The following is a 15,074-nucleotide window of genomic DNA, read 5'->3' as shown; positions in this document are numbered from 1 at the left end:
CAGCCGACGATGGCGCGTGTCTCTTGTTATGTCCATTCGATTGAGTCGACGATTGCTTCAATCTCTACTTTCTCATTCGTCACTTCATCGGCGACGTACGTCAAAAATAAAAGTCGTTTCCCGTCTGTAAGTGACCAGACGTCAAGATGCATCCCATCTTCGATTCCGCTCGCATAGGCCGTCGTCATACCACCTGCGTCTGTCGTGACACTCGGTGCGACTTTGACGTCAATCGGGAACTCGCCTAAAAACGTGTTCAACTCTTGGAGAGCCGCGTCGCTCGGCGCTTGTGCTTCCTCGGCTTCATAGATGGACATCTGAAGCGTCCCTTGGGCGTCGGCCTCTACCGAATAAAAGCTGACATGGTCTTCTTCTTCATTGTATTCAAAGTGTTCTGGGTAGGATAGACGGATCCAACCGTCAATCTCGTATTCCTTCATGCTGTTTGCTCCTTCGTCTTCTTAAATGCTAGACCTGTCACCATCTTCGCTTGGAGCGCATATTTGAGGCGCTCGGTCACGTAAAGACGTTGACTGTTTTGGTCTTGGGCAATCATGTGCCCGAATAAGTTCAATCGTACGGTTTGATGTGATAAAAAATAGAGTCGGTCCGGGTCTAACGGTCGATATTCGCCTGAATCTTCGAGATGCTCAATCTCGAAGCGACGCAATACGTTGAGCGCGCAATATTGATCCGTCTTCCCAGTGCTCGTGTGCAACTCGACTCGAACGAGTTGAATATCATATGGGCATAGATTCATAAAGATCGGGCCGATTCGCTCATGGATGAGCAACACACCCATATCCGTCTCAATCAAATCGGGGAGTGCCTGTTTGTCTTGTGAGATGCTCAAGACGACATAAGGACGTTCAGTCGGAGCGAGCAATTCCCCTTTAAAAAAGCGGAATCGTTGGATGCCGGTCAATACACGGGCCCGCCAGGCACTGCCCCGGGCTTCCGCTTCAATCCGATATAGCCTTTCTCGACTCACGACTACTCCCCCTTCAATTGTTTGAGCGATGCGACGAATCGTTCCCACTCTTGGTCGTCACAGACGACCTTACTTTCAATTCCCCATTCTTCCTCGATCTTCAAACGTACTTCGTTCGTTTCGAGATGACGCGTGAGCTGAAGTGCCCCAATTTGAACGGATAGCGGTTCGACGATGAACTCATTCGTCGCCGGGCCGATCCATTTCAATCGTTCCGTTCGAAGAATCACCTGCCAGTCCGACTCGCGATTAATCGAGAATGTCCATTGGCGAAGCTTCGTCTCGTGGTTGAGTTGTTTGGATTGTTTCATCATCCGAAACCCTTCGTTCATCATCTGTAAATAGGATTTACGCTCACTCATGCCCCATTCACTCCTCTCCTCTATTATCTTAGCAAGACGACCTAGCCGCAACAACCAATGTTTTTTCAAAAAAGGGTTTGCAAAGCTAAAATCCTGTGCTATTATATTACCGTAACGTTAAGCGTTTCGCGGGTGTAGTTTAATGGTAAAACCTCAGCCTTCCAAGCTGATGACGAGAGTTCGATTCTCTTCACCCGCTCCATTTTAAAATTTCATATGCGGGTGTAGTTTAATGGTAAAACCTCAGCCTTCCAAGCTGATGACGAGAGTTCGATTCTCTTCACCCGCTCCAATTACCGACATATACGCGAGAATTTGCTCGCACACATAACCGCACGGTGTCCCGTGCAACAAGCAGAACGTCATTCGACGTTCTGCTTTTTTGTTTTTCAGCATAATAGCACCGATTTCAACAACGCTTAAATGACGTTAATTCGGGAAAAGGATGGAAGACAAGAAGGAGGGATTCCTGTGATTCAAGTACGTCTTCAACCGTTCACCGTATACGAGAGTGCTTTGATGCGCACGACTTCGACGTTAATTGAGACGAACGAAAGCTTAATTGTGATTGATCCGACCTGGTTGCCCGAAGAAATCGCCACGATTCGCCGGGACGTCGAATTACGACGCCGCGGGAAAAAGCTGTATGTCATCTATACGCATCAGCACTATGACCATATCATCGGGGCTTACGCGTTCCCCGATGCCACCGTCATCGCGTCTCAAGCGTTCGTCGAGACGGATGCGAGTTCTCAGCTCGATGAGATTCAATCGTTCTACGAACAGTATTACATCGATCGTCCCATCATCAAACCTGCTGTTGATATTATGATTTCGGAAGAAGGTACCCTCGCCCTCGGTTCTACGCCCATCACGTTCCTATTGACGCCTGGTCATGAGTCGACCCACATGTCTTTAATCGTCGAGCCGTTACGTCTGCTCGTGTGTGGCGATTATGCCTCCAATATCGAGCCCCCGTTCATCGAAGACGACGCCGAGGCGTATTTGACGTCGTTGCAGAAACTTCAAGCTGCCATTTACGAGTATGAGATTCGGTGGCTCATTCCTGGCCACGGCGACTTGTGTGACGACCGAAGCAAAATGATGGAGCGACTGAGCGCCGCCGAAGAATATATCCTCGCCTTGCCAGAAGAACGCGTCTGGTCTCCGCATTGGCCCGAACACGCTTTCTTCCAGCGCGTCCATGAACGTAATCGGAAGCACGTCGAGCAAAAAGCAAAAGATCGCGAGTCGCGGCAACAAGATTATTAACACAAAAAAATCGCAACGTCTCCCCAAGACGTTGCGATTCCCCCCTATTATGTAGACCTATTTCTTTGTGACGCGTTCTGAACGGACCGTGAACATACGGTCAATCCCATAAATGGTCACGCCGGTGACAGCGAGCAATCCAATCATAGCTGATGAAAACATTGACCATACCCCCATTGTTCACAAATTCGTCATAATCACCCCGTGCCTTCATTATAGAAGAAAACAAATCAAAAAGAAAGCGTTTTCTTCTAACTTTCTTCACAATTTTGTCACGCTTCTGTTTTTACTTTCGCTTGTCTAGCCTAGCGCAAATATGTGTAGGTTTTGTGGAATGTGGGAATACACTCTATAAGAATAAAAGAGACAGAAAGCTGTTCGTTGAGGAGGAAGAGGCATGATCAAGTATGGCACGTTGGTGCGGGTCGAAGGGAAGTATGCCGTGTTACGTTGGAACAACGGCTCAAGCTTTATCCCAAGACGATTCTTGCCATCAGAAGCACGTGTTGGCGATACCATCATTCGAGATAACCACCATTACTATCTCGAAGAAGACATGACACCCAATTTCGATGCGCTGATTAAACAACATTATAAAAAGTAGACAAAGACAGACCGGTTTCTTTCCAGTCTGTCTTTGTCCGTTCATTCCGTTCGGTCATGAAGCCAGTCGAAATCGACCGGTCCGACTTGCTTGGCCGTGATGATGCCGTCTGGCCCAATTACGTAGGTGGTCGGGAGTGCGACGACACGATACGTCTTCTCCACCGTCCCCGTCTCGTCCAATAGGATCGGGAAACTGACCGGCACTTCCTGTAAAAACGCATCGACGTCTCGTTTACCGAGCCGCTCGTTTTTCGTCGCATTCACTCCGAGCACAGGGATGCCTGTATCTTCTCCGAATTCAATCAACTCTGGCAACTCTTCCCGACACGGTGGACACCACGTCGCCCAAAAGTTCAGGATGACTTGTTGCCCTTCATAGTCGGCGAGGGACACCGGCTGCCCCTCCGTCGTCTCGAGCTCGAACTGTGGCGCCCGCTGTCCGACTTCAAGACCGCCGAGCACGCCGTCGTCCGTGGCGACTTCGACCGTCGGCTCACTCGCTTGACTCGTCTTGTACTCGTCGTAACCTTTATAAGCCAATCCTCCCATGAGGCCGGCCATGATGAGACTGATCGCTAGTTTATGAAATCGCATGATTTACCCCTTGTTCTGTGGACTGTTCACTCCTAAACTTAACTTATCACATCATTCAAAGGAGAGTAACTATCTTGCAACTTCACAATGAGAAAGTTAGCGTCACCCTAAAAGCGCACGGCGCCGAAATGACAAGTTGGAAAGTCGAAGGAACGGAGCTCCTTTGGCAAGGCGACCCGACGTATTGGGGGCGGCAAGCCCCAATCCTATTCCCTTTCGTCGGAAGGCTGCTTGACGACCGCTACTTATATGAAGGACTGACATACACGATGAGCCAACACGGATTTGCACGAGACGAACTGTTCGAGGTCGCCGAGGCTTCGGACACACACGTCCGGTTCATTCTTCGTGATTCGATCGAGACCCGTAAACACTATCCGTTCTCATTCGAACTGAACGTCATCTATCGCTTGATCGGCGAAGAGTTGAATGTGACGTACCACGTCGTCAATCGGGATGATGTCGTACTCCCATTCAGCATCGGCGGACATCCGGCCTTCAACATTCCGTTTGCCGGGGGCACGTTCGAAGACTATACGATTGACTTTGGGGAGACACGAACACTCGACCGTCTCTTGCTCGAAGGACCTTACTTGACGGGTGCTTATCAACCGCTTGGGGAACGTCGTTATATCCCGTTGACGCATTATTTGTTCGACCAGGACGCCCTTATCTTTGAACAAATCGAATACGCGGCGCTCCGGCATCAGCCGAGCGGCCGGGCCATCGTCATGGAATCCCCCCAGTTCACCCACTTCGGCATTTGGTCACCTCCACATTCCGACGCCCCGTTCGCCTGTCTCGAGCCGTGGTTCGGACATGCCGACTATAAAGGGCATCGGAAAGATATCCGTCATAAAGAAGACATGCAACTGCTCGAACCAGGCGAGTCGTTCGAAGCGACTTACACCTTGTATATGGAATGAAAAACGTGCTGACCGCTATGGTCAGCACGTTTTGTTAAAAGCGACTGTCTTGCTCCGCCTCATACTCTGAAGGCGGTTTTTTCATGACGATGGCGAGGACGATATAAATCAGAAGACCTGGACCTCCAAATAGGGCGAGAACGACGAAGATGATTCGCATCAATGTCACATCGACACCTAAGTAGTTCCCGAGTCCCGAACAAACACCAGCAATCATTTGATTCGACGGATCTTTATACAGTTTTCGTTCCATCAAGACACCTTCTCCTCCAGTTTTTCGTTAACGCTGTGGTCGACGGAGCGTCGTTCTGCCACCTGTCGCCACTTCTCCACGACTGTCGAAATCGAGCGCATCGTTGATTGGGGTACTGCCTGATTTGACTTCAATCCGACGTCCGTACAAGCCTCGATTATCGAGCGAGGCGGCGATGATGGTCGCGACGTCCGTTTCAGAAATCGTTGCGTCACTCGCATCACTCAAATCTTCTGATGCCTCAATCGAGCCTTTCCCTGGACCATCTACGATTGTCACTGGGCAAATGATCGTGTAGTTCAAACCGCTATGTTCGATATACTCGTCAGCCGCATTGTTAGCAGACAAGAAGTTGAAATGTTCTTTTGGTGCAGCGTCTGGTTGATCGGCGCCGTAAGCGCTGAGCAAAACGACGTGGCGGACCCGTTCTTTTTTCGCAGCATCGATCGCCTTCATGGCGACGTTGCGGTCCAGCAGTTCGATTTCTTTGCTCGAACCTTCTGCCCCAGCCGTTGCTGCGATGATGACGGCATCCTGTCCGGAAGTCGCCTCGTGTATCCCTTTATCCAATTCTTTCTCGACGTCGACGGTGAGCACACGCGCACCCATTTTTTCATACTCTGCCTGTAGTTCAGGATAACGAATTAAAGCGGTCACTTGATGCGTTTTCGCTAAACTTTTCAATACACGTCTACCGATCTTTCCTGTTGCTCCAATGACTAAAACTTTCATTCAAATTTCCCTCCTCAAAAGAGTAGTTCATTTGATTAAATTTCCTCTTTCGGGATGGAATCAAACCCTTTTCGCAAAATTATCTAACAGTTCCCCACATCGTTAAGTCGAGGGCATCGCGAACGGCTTGAACACTCGCTTCGGTCGGTTGATAGTAATAGACGTTATCGATGTAGGCGTCTTCCCCTTCGATTTGAAGTTTGTCCACCTGTGGTTGTAACACCATCGTCATTCCGATTGAAGCCATTTGCAACGGGTTCATCTCAAGCCCCATCTCGTCTTTCATAAAGCGATACGTTGCCGGGATTTTTGTCCAGCCTGTTGGACTGGCCAATTTATCGGCGACGGCTGACATGACCTCGGTCTGTCGATTCGATCGCGCCCCATCCGTATCTGTTTTCCGATGACGAGCATAGGCGAGCGCCATATCTCCGTCCATGGCGTACGAGACACCTTCCGTGTATTCATACGTCTGATTGAAGCCTTTCTCACTGAACGAGTGGGTCGCCGTCACGTTGACGCCGCCAACCAAATCAATCAGTTCCATGAACGTTTCGAACGTGATGACGACTTGACCGTCGACAGACGCTTCGGTCAATCCCTCTACCGCTCCAACGGTACAGTCAGCACCGCCATAGGCGAAGGCATGGGTGATTTTATCGCCTTCTCGCTCTGGTTCACAAGGAATCGCCGTATACGTGTCACGTGGAATCGAGACGTTTTGGACAGTGCGGGAACGCGGCACGAATTCCATCAGCTGTAACGAGTCGGTCCGTGATCCTGATAACGATTCTCCGACCCGGGCATCACTGCCCATGACGAGGAACGTGACCGGACGTGTCGCCATATAGCCGGCCCCAATCATCAAGAGCAACAGAACGAGAAGCAATTTCCCTTTCCATTTGCGACGGCGTGGTTTTTCCTTCGGAGCGGCCGTCTCCCGTTTGACGTGCGTCCGTTCCGGCTCTCGTGTTTTCTGTCTAGGCTCACGTCGTTCATCTCGGCGCGGCTTCGACTTACGCTTCTTACCGAAGGGAAGACTTAGTTTCGGTTTTTTGACGTTGAGCGATTTTTTCTTTCGTTCCGACGAGGGTTCGTCCGAACGATTTAAAAACGGATGCTCGCCTTGTCCTGGATCTGTCGGCCGATTCGAATCATTGTTTAACTTGTCTGCTTCATGCCCTTGGTGCTGATGCGTCTCGTGTCGAGCCTCTTCATCTAATCGGGCTTGTTCGTCTAGCCGGGCTTGTTCGGTTAATCGTTCGCGTTCAAGCTCCCGTTTCCGTCGTTCGACACGTGATAAGTGTTGATCGTCATTCATATGCTGTACCTCTAGTATGGTTAGATTTTTCTACATTATCATCGACAAACGCTATTCTGACAACGGTTAGCGCAAAAATCCGTCTTAAGCATGAGACGGAATGGTTGTTTTGAATCGAAACCGGGAAAGGAATAATAATTGGTGTCTGCCCATCTGTGGATGGATAGATTGTTCGACGTCCTCTCGAAAGGAGGGAGAGCTAATGCGTATCGGGAAGTTACGGATGTTGCTGGAACAATACGGTGAAGCCACGCTTCGCGATGTAATTGTCGAGATGTATCGCAACATCCCAAAAACCGTGATTGAAGAGAAAGACATCGACTTTATGGTCAGCCAGTTCACGCGCTATAAAGAACAAAAGTCGTCAGACGAACGTCATTCGCTCTCACAGACCATTATCCTCGCTGAGCGCTTTGTCGAATTGGCATATGACCATTTATATTTAGTGCCCAATCAAGTGATGAGTGAACGGGATCAAAAAAACTGGTACATTCACGCTAAAAAGATTATTCGCGACCTCGTCCATTACGCTGACGATGAGCCCGAGGCTCGGACGATGTATGAAGAAATGTTTTTGTTGCTGTCGTCTTCAGCGGGAGAAGAACCTCTATTCGCGACGAGTGACCCGTTTCGATTATTAAAGTTGTCCCAGACCTCGATGTTATCCCAACTGATTCAATATTATCAACTCGACGCCCCCGCCCCTGTAGTTTGGATTGATCGGTCTTTGTATACCGCGCTCCACGTCCCAAAAGATGTCGATTCCACCCGGGTCGATTTGCTCTCGACCCTCCTCGAGCAATCGTATAGTATAGCTGAATGGAACTTGCTCCACGAACGCCTCACCACGTTGTGCGACCGTACGTTAGCGAAAGCCCAGACAGACGATAATGCGCTCGCCGATTATCAAGCTTTAAAAATGCTCGAGCTAGAATTGCTCGTCGAACGTGGCTTGTTATCTGAGGCCGAACAAAAATTGTTCGCCGAATATATCCCGTTCTTCTCGCATCGTTCTGAACCGTTCAAAGTGTATGTCAATATGCTTGAAAGTCATGGACATACGAATGAAACGAAACGATTGCGTCGTCTCGCCAAAGAAAAGCGCATCCAGTTGTAACCTCATGCTGCATACGAAAAAAAGGGAGTCAATCGACATCGTCGGTTGACTCCAATACATGATATGAACGAGGGGTGTTCATCTGAAAAGGAGGGGAAGTTGGTGCAGAACTTCCTTCCTACACGTTTAGTATAAATCAGATTTGAAACCGCTTCCGTTTTAGATATTGCATTTTTGTGAACGTTTTCACGTTATTCGATGGCATTAATGATTCCAAGACCGATGACGGACAGTAACACGATCAGCACAAAAATAAAGACCATCTCATTCGGGGAGCGAAACCCCTCATATAGTTCTACCGCCTCGTCGACGACGACATTCTCGTGGACCACAATCGGTTCTTCTGTATCCGCTTGAGCCACGAGCGGCGTCCCCGCCAACAGCACTACTATCAACCACAAGCCTGTCAAATATCGCATAGTCGTCTCCTCGGTTCGTTTCTTTACATCAATTATAGCATGTCGATTTCAAAGTCATGACACGGTTTTCTTCGTTTCCCCCCCAGTTAAATAATTCTCACACCCATTTCCGTTTAAAAGATCTAATTTTGTTTTTTTCGATTCAGTTTGATATAAACCTATTTCTGAAGCCATTCTCCTGCTCTTTTCAAACGGGACTCTCAGGAAAACGCCTTAAATTCATCCCTATTTTAACCAAATAATGTTCATCATTTTAATACGAGCATTTCAAAGTGGTAACGCTTACAATTTAAGGGTGTTCCAATAACTGTAGAAAGTAGGTTGCTTTCATGAAGCACACCTTTATCGTCAAAGAAAGCCGACAACTCAAGCCCCATGAACGGTCCATGCTCCACTCTCTCTATCCAGCAGGTCAACTTCCACATCTTTTCTGTCTGCCTGCTGACTGCTACCACTATACCGGGTGGTTTCGTAACAAGCCAGTCGCCGCTGTCACAGTTGACTGCAAGGATTTCAAAACCTCGCATTTGATTCGCTTGAGCGACACCACTTGCAAAAATCGCATGATGTTAAGTGGTTTAATCGATCAGGTCTTGTTCCAACTTCGATTAGAGGTTCGTCACAACACAACGGTTTCGGTAACTCTCCCAACTGACGCACCAGACAATTTGTTGAATGGTTTCAAGGACATAGGATTTCTTCCCCACCTCGAGGCGACGTCGTTTGAGTTCCCTTTCGTTCCGTACACAAAAACAACTTTTGACCAATGGCAATTTTGTATAGAGTATCCCGAGACGCATGGAGATTGGTTACGAAAACGAAATCAATATTTCTGGCTCTTGCCTGGAGCCGTCCCCCTTACGGCTCGGACACTTGATATGCTCCATCGAAGGCAAACAATCTTTTATTCGTTAAAATGGAAAGGCACTGTGGTCGGTACGATGTACGGCGAGATTAAGCAAGGTCGATTGTACCTCCACGAGTTGCATATCGTTGGCCAAAAAGAATTTACTCAAGAAGGCATCTCATTTTTTCAGCAATCATACTATGATAAATTTAAAAAGACAGAATTGATGAGTGTCACTGCCACTTCGATGCAGACACACGTCCTGCACGCTTTATACGAGCAAGGTGCCCGTCCAACGCCATCATCCACTTATACATTATTGAAGTATTTGACTCCAGCGCGAACGGATTAATAAAAAAAACACGAAACGTCCGCGGTCCGTCAATCAGACTCGTTCGTTTCGTGTTTTTATTCGGCAGCGTTTGTCGAATCCATCGCGAGCGGTGGCATCTTTTCAAAGAGATTGGTCCGAAGACCCGTATCACGTCGGTCCAACGATTCAATCCGGTCGAACTGAATTTCACGATCCGTCACACTGAACCAGTACGTGATGTGTGGCTCGTCTGTAAACCGCAGGGCGTAGTTCGAACCGTTCAAGTGAAAGTCCACTTCTGTGGATAGAAGTTCAGATGGACCAATTTTTTTATGGGTCGTCAAGCGTTCCAGAACGACTTGCTCTTCATTGATCCGATAGTCGACAAACGTCGCAAGTGAGAGTCCAAACACAAATGACACCAGCGCGAACGCGCTGACCAATCCAAGAGTGATCTTTCCGTTCATTTCGCCGTCCCTCCCTCTTTTAGTATATCGGATTCCGACAAAACGTTGTGAAGTGACAATTTGTTCAAGTTTCGTCAAACTAGAGCGAGAGGAGGGAACAACCATGCACATTGACCATACCGGAATCGCCGTCCGTGACTTAGACGAGGCAATCGCATTTTACACGACCGTTCTACAAGGAAAGTTGGTCGACCGTTATACGAACACAGCCATCGGCGTCGAGACGGAGATTGCCGTCATCCACGTGGGTGACGACGTAATTGAACTATTATTGCCGACGAGTCCGACCAGCCCAATCGCTCGCTTCATGAAAGCGCGTGGTAAAGGTGTTCACCATATCGCCTATCGCGTCGAGGATTTGGACGAGTCAATCGAGTCACTTAAACGTGACGGTGTAACTTTTTTAGAGGACACGTTGCGGACGACGGCCAAAGGCCGGCGCCTCATCTATATGGACCCCCGTCATTCCGGAGGCGTCATCGTCGAACTATGTGATTATCCAACAATAAAGCAGTGAGGGCTCCCCTCACTGCTTTTGTAATGCCTGTTCGATGATATCCCGGTTCTTCGTTTTCAATCGTTCGTTATGGGATGATACCATTGCGGTTTTCGTCGCATCCGGATCGATGAACGTTTTCGCTCGGTTGACAGCGTTGGCCGCATCTTGGAAAGCACCCGCAATCAGATGGACTTTCCCTTCATGCGTCAAAATGTCGCCCGCTGCGTATAGACCTGGCACCGACGACTCACTGCTCGCATTGCCTTTCACGTAAAAATCGTTCACCATCTCGACTTGAAGCTCACATTCCCCGAGAAGCGCTGTATCCTGCTCATACCCATGATTGATGACGACCTCGTCCACTTCCACAACCTCGCGGGCGCCTGTTCCGCAATCGACGAGAGCGACGGCATGAATCGTCGTCCCGTCCCGGGAAATCAAATCCTCGATTTGCGTATGCAATCGACAGTCGACACGTCCACAGAGGAGCTTATCGACTTGCGACTCATGTCCTTTAAGCGCCTCTTTTCGATACGTCAAAATGACACGCTCGGCAATCGGTTCAAGCTCGTTGGCCCAATCGATCGCACTGTTGCCGCCACCCGAAATCAACACCGTCTTCCCTTTGAACGCCATGAGCGATTTAACCGTATAGTGTAAGTTGGAGACCTCGAAGCGCTCCGCTCCGCTAATATCAATTTTCTGCGGTTGCAGGATACCACTTCCTGTCGCGACAATGACCGTTTTCGATCGATGTTGCCCGTGCGTCGTATCCAATACGAAATGGCCATCTTGATCTTTCGTCATCGATTCGACCTTTTCTCCGAGCACGACGGTCGGGTCGAACGTCAAGCCTTGTTCTACCAGTTGTTCGATGAGTCGAGCCCCGGTCGTCGGCGTGACACCCCCGACATCCCAAATCATCTTCTCTGGATAGACATGGATTTTCCCGCCGAGATGCGGTTGAAACTCAATCAATTTCGTTTTCATCCCCCGCAATCCGCTGTAAAACGTCGCATATAGCCCGGCCGGTCCGCCTCCAACAATCGTTACATCATATAGGTCCTGTTCGCTCATCGTCCTCACCCTTCCTCAAAACTCCTGCGCCATTGATTCTCATTCTCATTCACTATACCGCGAATTAGACCGCTCGACAATCTATTTTGACATCAAACAAACATTGACACGATGTGTCGCACTTGCTATAGTAAACTCGATATTGAGAATCATTATCACGGGCGTCATTTACGGAAAGGGGAATCCATCATGTCACGGATACATACGACGGATATCGAGGTCGGATATGGGGACAAGACGATTGTAAAACAATTGAGCTTGTCGATTCCCGACCATAAAATCACGACGATTATCGGACCGAACGGTTGTGGAAAATCGACGCTCTTAAAAGCGATGACACGGATTCTTTCTCCATCTGCTGGCGCTGTGCATTTAGACGGGGCCGATATCGCGAAATGTAATACGAAAGAGATTGCCCGTAAAATGGCCATCTTGCCGCAAACGCCGGAAGGTGCCGGCGGCTTGACCGTCGGCGAACTCGTCTCCTACGGTCGATTCCCTTATCAGTCCGGATTTGGACGCCTCTCGAAACATGACCATGAAGTCATCGATTGGGCACTCGATGTGACCGGGACGCTCGCTTATAAAGACCGCAGCGTCGACGCCCTGTCTGGGGGACAACGTCAACGCGTGTGGATTGCGATGGCACTCGCCCAAGAGACCGATTTAATCTTCTTGGATGAACCGACGACTTACCTTGATTTGGCCCATCAGCTCGAAGTGCTCGAACTGCTCGAAACGCTCAATCGAGAGCAAGGGCGGACCATCGTCATGGTGCTCCACGATTTGAACCAGGCCGCTCGCTTTGCCGATCATATCGTTGCGATGAAAGACGGCGAGGTGCTCGCGACCGGTTCGGCTGAGGAAGTCATTTGTCCGCTCGTGCTCAGACAAGTGTTCCATATCGATGCCATCATCGGGCGTGACCCCCGGACCGAAAAACCGATGTGTCTCACTTACCATTTGATTAAAGATGAGCTAAAAGAAGCGCCCCCTGCCCAGCAGGCCGCCGCAACCTTGCTTGCCAATGCCCGTTAGGCTTTCTTGACGTCCCGCACATCGCGAGACGTTTTTTCGATTCCTGCACGTTAGTGAGGAGGAAGACACGGGTAATACATCGAAGGTATTGAAAAAGGAGGCACGTTATGGATTGGCTCGATGAATTATTTGTTCTCACCTCGGTCGCTTGGCTATATGAAATTTGGCGATACCGAAACCGGTCCGAACCGACCGATGGTGCCAGTGAGCACGCTAGTTTTTATATCGTCTCATTGATGATGGTTACCGTATTCGCTATCTCGATCGGACTTTCTGTTTGGACCGATACACGTCAGGCCACACTGCAACGCCTGCTCGGCCTTAGCGGGTTCATCGCCGGTGTCTCACTTCGCTATTGGGGCATCCGACAATTGCGCCATCAGTTCACCCGCCACGTCGTCGTCCGGCCCGCGGATGAGCTCGTCAGTTCGGGACCGTATCGTTATTTACGCCATCCCCTCTACACGGGGCTCTTATTTATCACGTTCGGATTTTCACTCTTTTTCGCGCCTTGGACGATTGCTCTCGTCGGTACATGTTTGATGAGTCTCGCTCTCTTATGGCGCATCCATATCGAGGAGAAAATGTTGACATCTCACTTCGGTGTGACGTATCAGACGTGGGCCAAGTCACGTAAACGCTTGATCCCGTTCATTTATTAAGCAAAAAACATGCACGCTCGTCTTCATTGACGGGCGTGCATGTTTGGTTAAACGGAGAAACGTCCAAGTAGACGGACGATGATAAATCCAGCGAAGAACGAGAGGACACTGAGTATCCACATGATTGTCGTGTCCGGCAGACCTGGGAATACGACCGCAAGCGAGCCGATGACCAACCCGATGATGACCGAAAACGTCATGCCCGGAAAATGACCGAGCAAATAGCGAATCACTTTACTGCTGACGATAAACCCGACGGCCACTCCAAGACCGACGATGCCGATAATGAGCAGGTTCAAGTTCGACAACGCGCTGATGACGGTCGGATACACCCCGATCAAAAGCAATACGAATGAGCCACTGATTCCCGGCAACAACATCGCCATACTGCCGAGCCATCCTGAGAAGAACAAGAGAATCGTCGTCCCTGTCGAGAGTTCCGTGATGATGACCGTATCTGCTGGTTTGATGATTGCCATGCTGGCCACAAGAATCGCCCCGATGACCATCGCGACGATATGTACCGGTCGCATGACGGCTCTCGTTCGAAATTCAAAGAAGAGCATCGGGATAATCCCGAGAATCAATCCGATGAAAAAGAACTGGGTCGGTTCATAATATTCGAGCAAGAGGAACTCAATCACGCGGCTGAGTCCTAAAATCGCCCCTGCCATCCCAATCCCGAGCGGAATCAAGAACAACAAGTGCTGTTTCCAATGCCGACTGAAGATACCGCTGATGGCTTCAATCAAACGATCATAAATTCCTAAAATAACTGCAATCGTCCCGCCGCTGACGCCAGGAATCAAATCACTCGTTCCCATCGCGATGCCGCGCAACATATTCTTCCACTCCATACACAATCTCCTTTTTCTCTCTCAATGTGATCAAGCCTATAGTATAGCCGAGTCCCGATCGGTTTGCATCGGTTTCGTGACGTGTTCAGGCGTTCTCGCTTACCGTAAACGTCATATAATCGAACCGTCCCCCGGATATCTCAATCTCTTTCTCTTTCATAAAGCCGAGACGTTCATACAATCGACCTGCTGCCGGGTTCGTCTGATCGACGTTGAGCGTGACGCGAGGAATGTTCATGGCACGCGCATGAGCAATCGCCTGTTGAATCAAGCCCGTCCCAATCCCGCGTCCGCCGAACGTCGCGTCGACGGCGACCGAGTCGATATACAGGACGTCGCCTTCCGTTTCGACATCTAACTCGCCAGACTGACCGTTTGTCCGGAGCCAAGCTTTAATCGGTTCATCGAGCATTGCCGCCTGCTCGCCATGATACGCAATCAGGATGCCTGCAATCGTCGCATCGGATTCGGCCACCCATATGTTCTCGTAGCTCAAGCGGTTGCCAGGCTGACCAATCCACATCGCGAGTCGAACGAGCACATGCTCTTGATCGGATGTGCCGGTCAATGAATAGGCGATTTCATGAATCGCCGTATAGACGAGCGGTGCAATCTGCAACTGATCGTCCGGTGTCGCTTTTCGAATATTCATCATTATCGCCTCCACTCAACAGTCTAGCATAAAGCTGTCCACAAAGGGTTTGTCAGTTCGTGAAGTGTG

General features: G+C 49.5%; 20 protein-coding genes and 2 tRNA genes. 10 read left to right on the top strand and 12 right to left on the bottom strand.

Annotated features, from left to right (window positions below; genetic code table 11):
• Positions 1-26: 26 nt before the first annotated feature.
• Genes KNP95_RS11655 through KNP95_RS11645 form a run of 3 tightly spaced genes read right to left on the bottom strand, consistent with a single transcriptional unit; the run spans position 27 to position 1,353 of the window.
• A complete protein-coding gene (locus KNP95_RS11655) occupies positions 27-440 on the bottom strand; it encodes a hypothetical protein (protein ID WP_214754023.1) in 414 nt (137 codons plus the stop codon).
• Positions 437-991 (bottom strand): hypothetical protein, encoded by a 555-nt coding sequence (locus KNP95_RS11650; protein WP_021067839.1) that lies wholly within the window; start codon positions 989-991, stop codon positions 437-439. The genes KNP95_RS11655 and KNP95_RS11650 overlap by 4 nt, the downstream gene beginning before the upstream one ends.
• Before the next feature lie 2 nt (positions 992-993).
• Positions 994-1,353: a hypothetical protein gene (locus KNP95_RS11645; RefSeq protein WP_214834306.1), complete on the bottom strand. Its 360-nt coding sequence runs from the start codon at positions 1,351-1,353 to the stop codon at positions 994-996.
• A 128-nt stretch (positions 1,354-1,481) separates the two neighbouring features.
• Between KNP95_RS11645 and KNP95_RS11640 the strand changes: the two genes are divergently transcribed.
• From KNP95_RS11640 to KNP95_RS11625, 4 genes are all read left to right on the top strand, one after another.
• Positions 1,482-1,555, top strand: a tRNA-Gly gene (locus KNP95_RS11640).
• 16 nt (positions 1,556-1,571) lie between these two features.
• Positions 1,572-1,645, top strand: a tRNA-Gly gene (locus KNP95_RS11635).
• A 179-nt stretch (positions 1,646-1,824) separates the two neighbouring features.
• Positions 1,825-2,625, top strand: a complete 801-nt coding sequence (locus tag KNP95_RS11630; protein WP_214837253.1) for an MBL fold metallo-hydrolase — start codon at positions 1,825-1,827, stop codon at positions 2,623-2,625.
• A 397-nt stretch (positions 2,626-3,022) separates the two neighbouring features.
• Complete coding sequence (locus tag KNP95_RS11625) at positions 3,023-3,229, top strand: DUF3006 domain-containing protein (RefSeq protein WP_016508383.1); 207 nt, start codon at positions 3,023-3,025, stop codon at positions 3,227-3,229.
• A gap of 41 nt (positions 3,230-3,270) precedes the next feature.
• On the opposite strand, the gene KNP95_RS11620 is transcribed toward KNP95_RS11625, so the two are convergent.
• Positions 3,271-3,825: a peroxiredoxin family protein gene (locus KNP95_RS11620; protein ID WP_214837250.1), complete on the bottom strand. Its 555-nt coding sequence runs from the start codon at positions 3,823-3,825 to the stop codon at positions 3,271-3,273.
• Between the two features lie 74 nt (positions 3,826-3,899).
• Here KNP95_RS11620 and KNP95_RS11615 point away from each other — a divergent pair, with 74 nt between their 5' ends.
• The gene (locus KNP95_RS11615; RefSeq protein ID WP_251138543.1) at positions 3,900-4,751 is read left to right on the top strand and encodes an aldose 1-epimerase family protein; all 852 of its coding nucleotides are present in this window, start codon (positions 3,900-3,902) and stop codon (positions 4,749-4,751) included.
• Between the two features lie 34 nt (positions 4,752-4,785).
• Here KNP95_RS11615 and KNP95_RS11610 read toward each other — a convergent pair whose 3' ends face one another.
• The 3 genes from KNP95_RS11610 to KNP95_RS11600 form a co-directional block, all read right to left on the bottom strand.
• Positions 4,786-5,004 carry a PspC domain-containing protein gene (locus tag KNP95_RS11610; RefSeq protein ID WP_021065279.1) on the bottom strand — a complete coding sequence of 73 codons (219 nt, stop codon included), beginning with the start codon at positions 5,002-5,004 and terminating at the stop codon, positions 4,786-4,788.
• A gap of 27 nt (positions 5,005-5,031) precedes the next feature.
• Positions 5,032-5,736, bottom strand: coding sequence for an NAD(P)H-binding protein (locus KNP95_RS11605; protein WP_021065278.1), 705 nt, complete (start codon positions 5,734-5,736; stop codon positions 5,032-5,034).
• A gap of 79 nt (positions 5,737-5,815) precedes the next feature.
• Complete coding sequence (locus KNP95_RS11600) at positions 5,816-7,057, bottom strand: LCP family protein (RefSeq protein ID WP_214837247.1); 1,242 nt, start codon at positions 7,055-7,057, stop codon at positions 5,816-5,818.
• 202 nt (positions 7,058-7,259) lie between these two features.
• Here KNP95_RS11600 and KNP95_RS11595 point away from each other — a divergent pair, with 202 nt between their 5' ends.
• Complete coding sequence (locus tag KNP95_RS11595) at positions 7,260-8,174, top strand: hypothetical protein (protein WP_214837245.1); 915 nt, start codon at positions 7,260-7,262, stop codon at positions 8,172-8,174.
• 191 nt (positions 8,175-8,365) lie between these two features.
• On the opposite strand, the gene KNP95_RS11590 is transcribed toward KNP95_RS11595, so the two are convergent.
• Complete coding sequence (locus KNP95_RS11590; protein WP_251138542.1) at positions 8,366-8,593, bottom strand: hypothetical protein; 228 nt, start codon at positions 8,591-8,593, stop codon at positions 8,366-8,368.
• A 329-nt stretch (positions 8,594-8,922) separates the two neighbouring features.
• Between KNP95_RS11590 and KNP95_RS11585 the strand changes: the two genes are divergently transcribed.
• Complete coding sequence (locus KNP95_RS11585) at positions 8,923-9,792, top strand: hypothetical protein (protein WP_214837242.1); 870 nt, start codon at positions 8,923-8,925, stop codon at positions 9,790-9,792.
• Between the two features lie 56 nt (positions 9,793-9,848).
• Here the strand turns inward: KNP95_RS11585 and KNP95_RS11580 are convergent, their stop codons facing one another.
• The gene (locus KNP95_RS11580; protein WP_029596068.1) at positions 9,849-10,220 is read right to left on the bottom strand and encodes a hypothetical protein; all 372 of its coding nucleotides are present in this window, start codon (positions 10,218-10,220) and stop codon (positions 9,849-9,851) included.
• A 103-nt stretch (positions 10,221-10,323) separates the two neighbouring features.
• Between KNP95_RS11580 and KNP95_RS11575 the strand changes: the two genes are divergently transcribed.
• Positions 10,324-10,737: a VOC family protein gene (locus KNP95_RS11575; RefSeq protein ID WP_029596069.1), complete on the top strand. Its 414-nt coding sequence runs from the start codon at positions 10,324-10,326 to the stop codon at positions 10,735-10,737.
• 9 nt (positions 10,738-10,746) lie between these two features.
• On the opposite strand, the gene KNP95_RS11570 is transcribed toward KNP95_RS11575, so the two are convergent.
• Complete coding sequence (locus KNP95_RS11570) at positions 10,747-11,796, bottom strand: NAD(P)/FAD-dependent oxidoreductase (protein WP_214837238.1); 1,050 nt, start codon at positions 11,794-11,796, stop codon at positions 10,747-10,749.
• 189 nt (positions 11,797-11,985) lie between these two features.
• On the opposite strand from KNP95_RS11570, the gene KNP95_RS11565 reads away from it, so the two are divergent.
• Positions 11,986-12,834 (top strand): ABC transporter ATP-binding protein, encoded by an 849-nt coding sequence (locus tag KNP95_RS11565; RefSeq protein ID WP_051627751.1) that lies wholly within the window; start codon positions 11,986-11,988, stop codon positions 12,832-12,834.
• A 107-nt stretch (positions 12,835-12,941) separates the two neighbouring features.
• Positions 12,942-13,496 carry a methyltransferase family protein gene (locus KNP95_RS11560; RefSeq protein ID WP_214837236.1) on the top strand — a complete coding sequence of 185 codons (555 nt, stop codon included), beginning with the start codon at positions 12,942-12,944 and terminating at the stop codon, positions 13,494-13,496.
• 47 nt (positions 13,497-13,543) lie between these two features.
• On the opposite strand, the gene KNP95_RS11555 is transcribed toward KNP95_RS11560, so the two are convergent.
• Together KNP95_RS11555 and KNP95_RS11550 are read right to left on the bottom strand one after the other, a co-directional pair.
• Positions 13,544-14,353, bottom strand: coding sequence for a DUF368 domain-containing protein (locus tag KNP95_RS11555; RefSeq protein ID WP_214719837.1), 810 nt, complete (start codon positions 14,351-14,353; stop codon positions 13,544-13,546).
• Positions 14,354-14,438: 85 nt separating this feature from the next.
• Positions 14,439-15,005, bottom strand: a complete 567-nt coding sequence (locus tag KNP95_RS11550) for a GNAT family N-acetyltransferase (protein WP_251128967.1) — start codon at positions 15,003-15,005, stop codon at positions 14,439-14,441.
• Positions 15,006-15,074: the final 69 nt, after the last annotated feature.

This window comes from Exiguobacterium sp. s36, from assembly GCF_018618345.1.
GTDB lineage: Bacteria > Bacillota > Bacilli > Exiguobacteriales > Exiguobacteriaceae > Exiguobacterium > Exiguobacterium chiriqhucha.
This window is presented reverse-complemented; position numbering and strand designations above follow the sequence as displayed.

Excerpts from the sequence above, each read along its gene's own strand:
- KNP95_RS11655 (WP_214754023.1), bottom strand. The coding sequence starts at position 440 with ATGAAGGAATACGAGATTGACGGTTGGATCCGTCTATCCTACCCAGAA.
- KNP95_RS11645 (WP_214834306.1), bottom strand. The coding sequence starts at position 1,353 with ATGAGTGAGCGTAAATCCTATTTACAGATGATGAACGAAGGGTTTCGG.
- KNP95_RS11625 (WP_016508383.1), top strand. The coding sequence starts at position 3,023 with ATGATCAAGTATGGCACGTTGGTGCGGGTCGAAGGGAAGTATGCCGTG.
- KNP95_RS11620 (WP_214837250.1), bottom strand. The coding sequence starts at position 3,825 with ATGCGATTTCATAAACTAGCGATCAGTCTCATCATGGCCGGCCTCATG.
- KNP95_RS11610 (WP_021065279.1), bottom strand. The coding sequence starts at position 5,004 with ATGGAACGAAAACTGTATAAAGATCCGTCGAATCAAATGATTGCTGGT.
- KNP95_RS11605 (WP_021065278.1), bottom strand. The coding sequence starts at position 5,736 with ATGAAAGTTTTAGTCATTGGAGCAACAGGAAAGATCGGTAGACGTGTA.
- KNP95_RS11600 (WP_214837247.1), bottom strand. The coding sequence starts at position 7,057 with ATGAATGACGATCAACACTTATCACGTGTCGAACGACGGAAACGGGAG.
- KNP95_RS11595 (WP_214837245.1), top strand. The coding sequence starts at position 7,260 with ATGCGTATCGGGAAGTTACGGATGTTGCTGGAACAATACGGTGAAGCC.
- KNP95_RS11590 (WP_251138542.1), bottom strand. The coding sequence starts at position 8,593 with ATGCGATATTTGACAGGCTTGTGGTTGATAGTAGTGCTGTTGGCGGGG.
- KNP95_RS11585 (WP_214837242.1), top strand. The coding sequence starts at position 8,923 with ATGAAGCACACCTTTATCGTCAAAGAAAGCCGACAACTCAAGCCCCAT.
- KNP95_RS11580 (WP_029596068.1), bottom strand. The coding sequence starts at position 10,220 with ATGAACGGAAAGATCACTCTTGGATTGGTCAGCGCGTTCGCGCTGGTG.
- KNP95_RS11575 (WP_029596069.1), top strand. The coding sequence starts at position 10,324 with ATGCACATTGACCATACCGGAATCGCCGTCCGTGACTTAGACGAGGCA.
- KNP95_RS11570 (WP_214837238.1), bottom strand. The coding sequence starts at position 11,796 with ATGAGCGAACAGGACCTATATGATGTAACGATTGTTGGAGGCGGACCG.
- KNP95_RS11565 (WP_051627751.1), top strand. The coding sequence starts at position 11,986 with ATGTCACGGATACATACGACGGATATCGAGGTCGGATATGGGGACAAG.
- KNP95_RS11560 (WP_214837236.1), top strand. The coding sequence starts at position 12,942 with ATGGATTGGCTCGATGAATTATTTGTTCTCACCTCGGTCGCTTGGCTA.
- KNP95_RS11555 (WP_214719837.1), bottom strand. The coding sequence starts at position 14,353 with ATGGAGTGGAAGAATATGTTGCGCGGCATCGCGATGGGAACGAGTGAT.
- KNP95_RS11550 (WP_251128967.1), bottom strand. The coding sequence starts at position 15,005 with ATGAATATTCGAAAAGCGACACCGGACGATCAGTTGCAGATTGCACCG.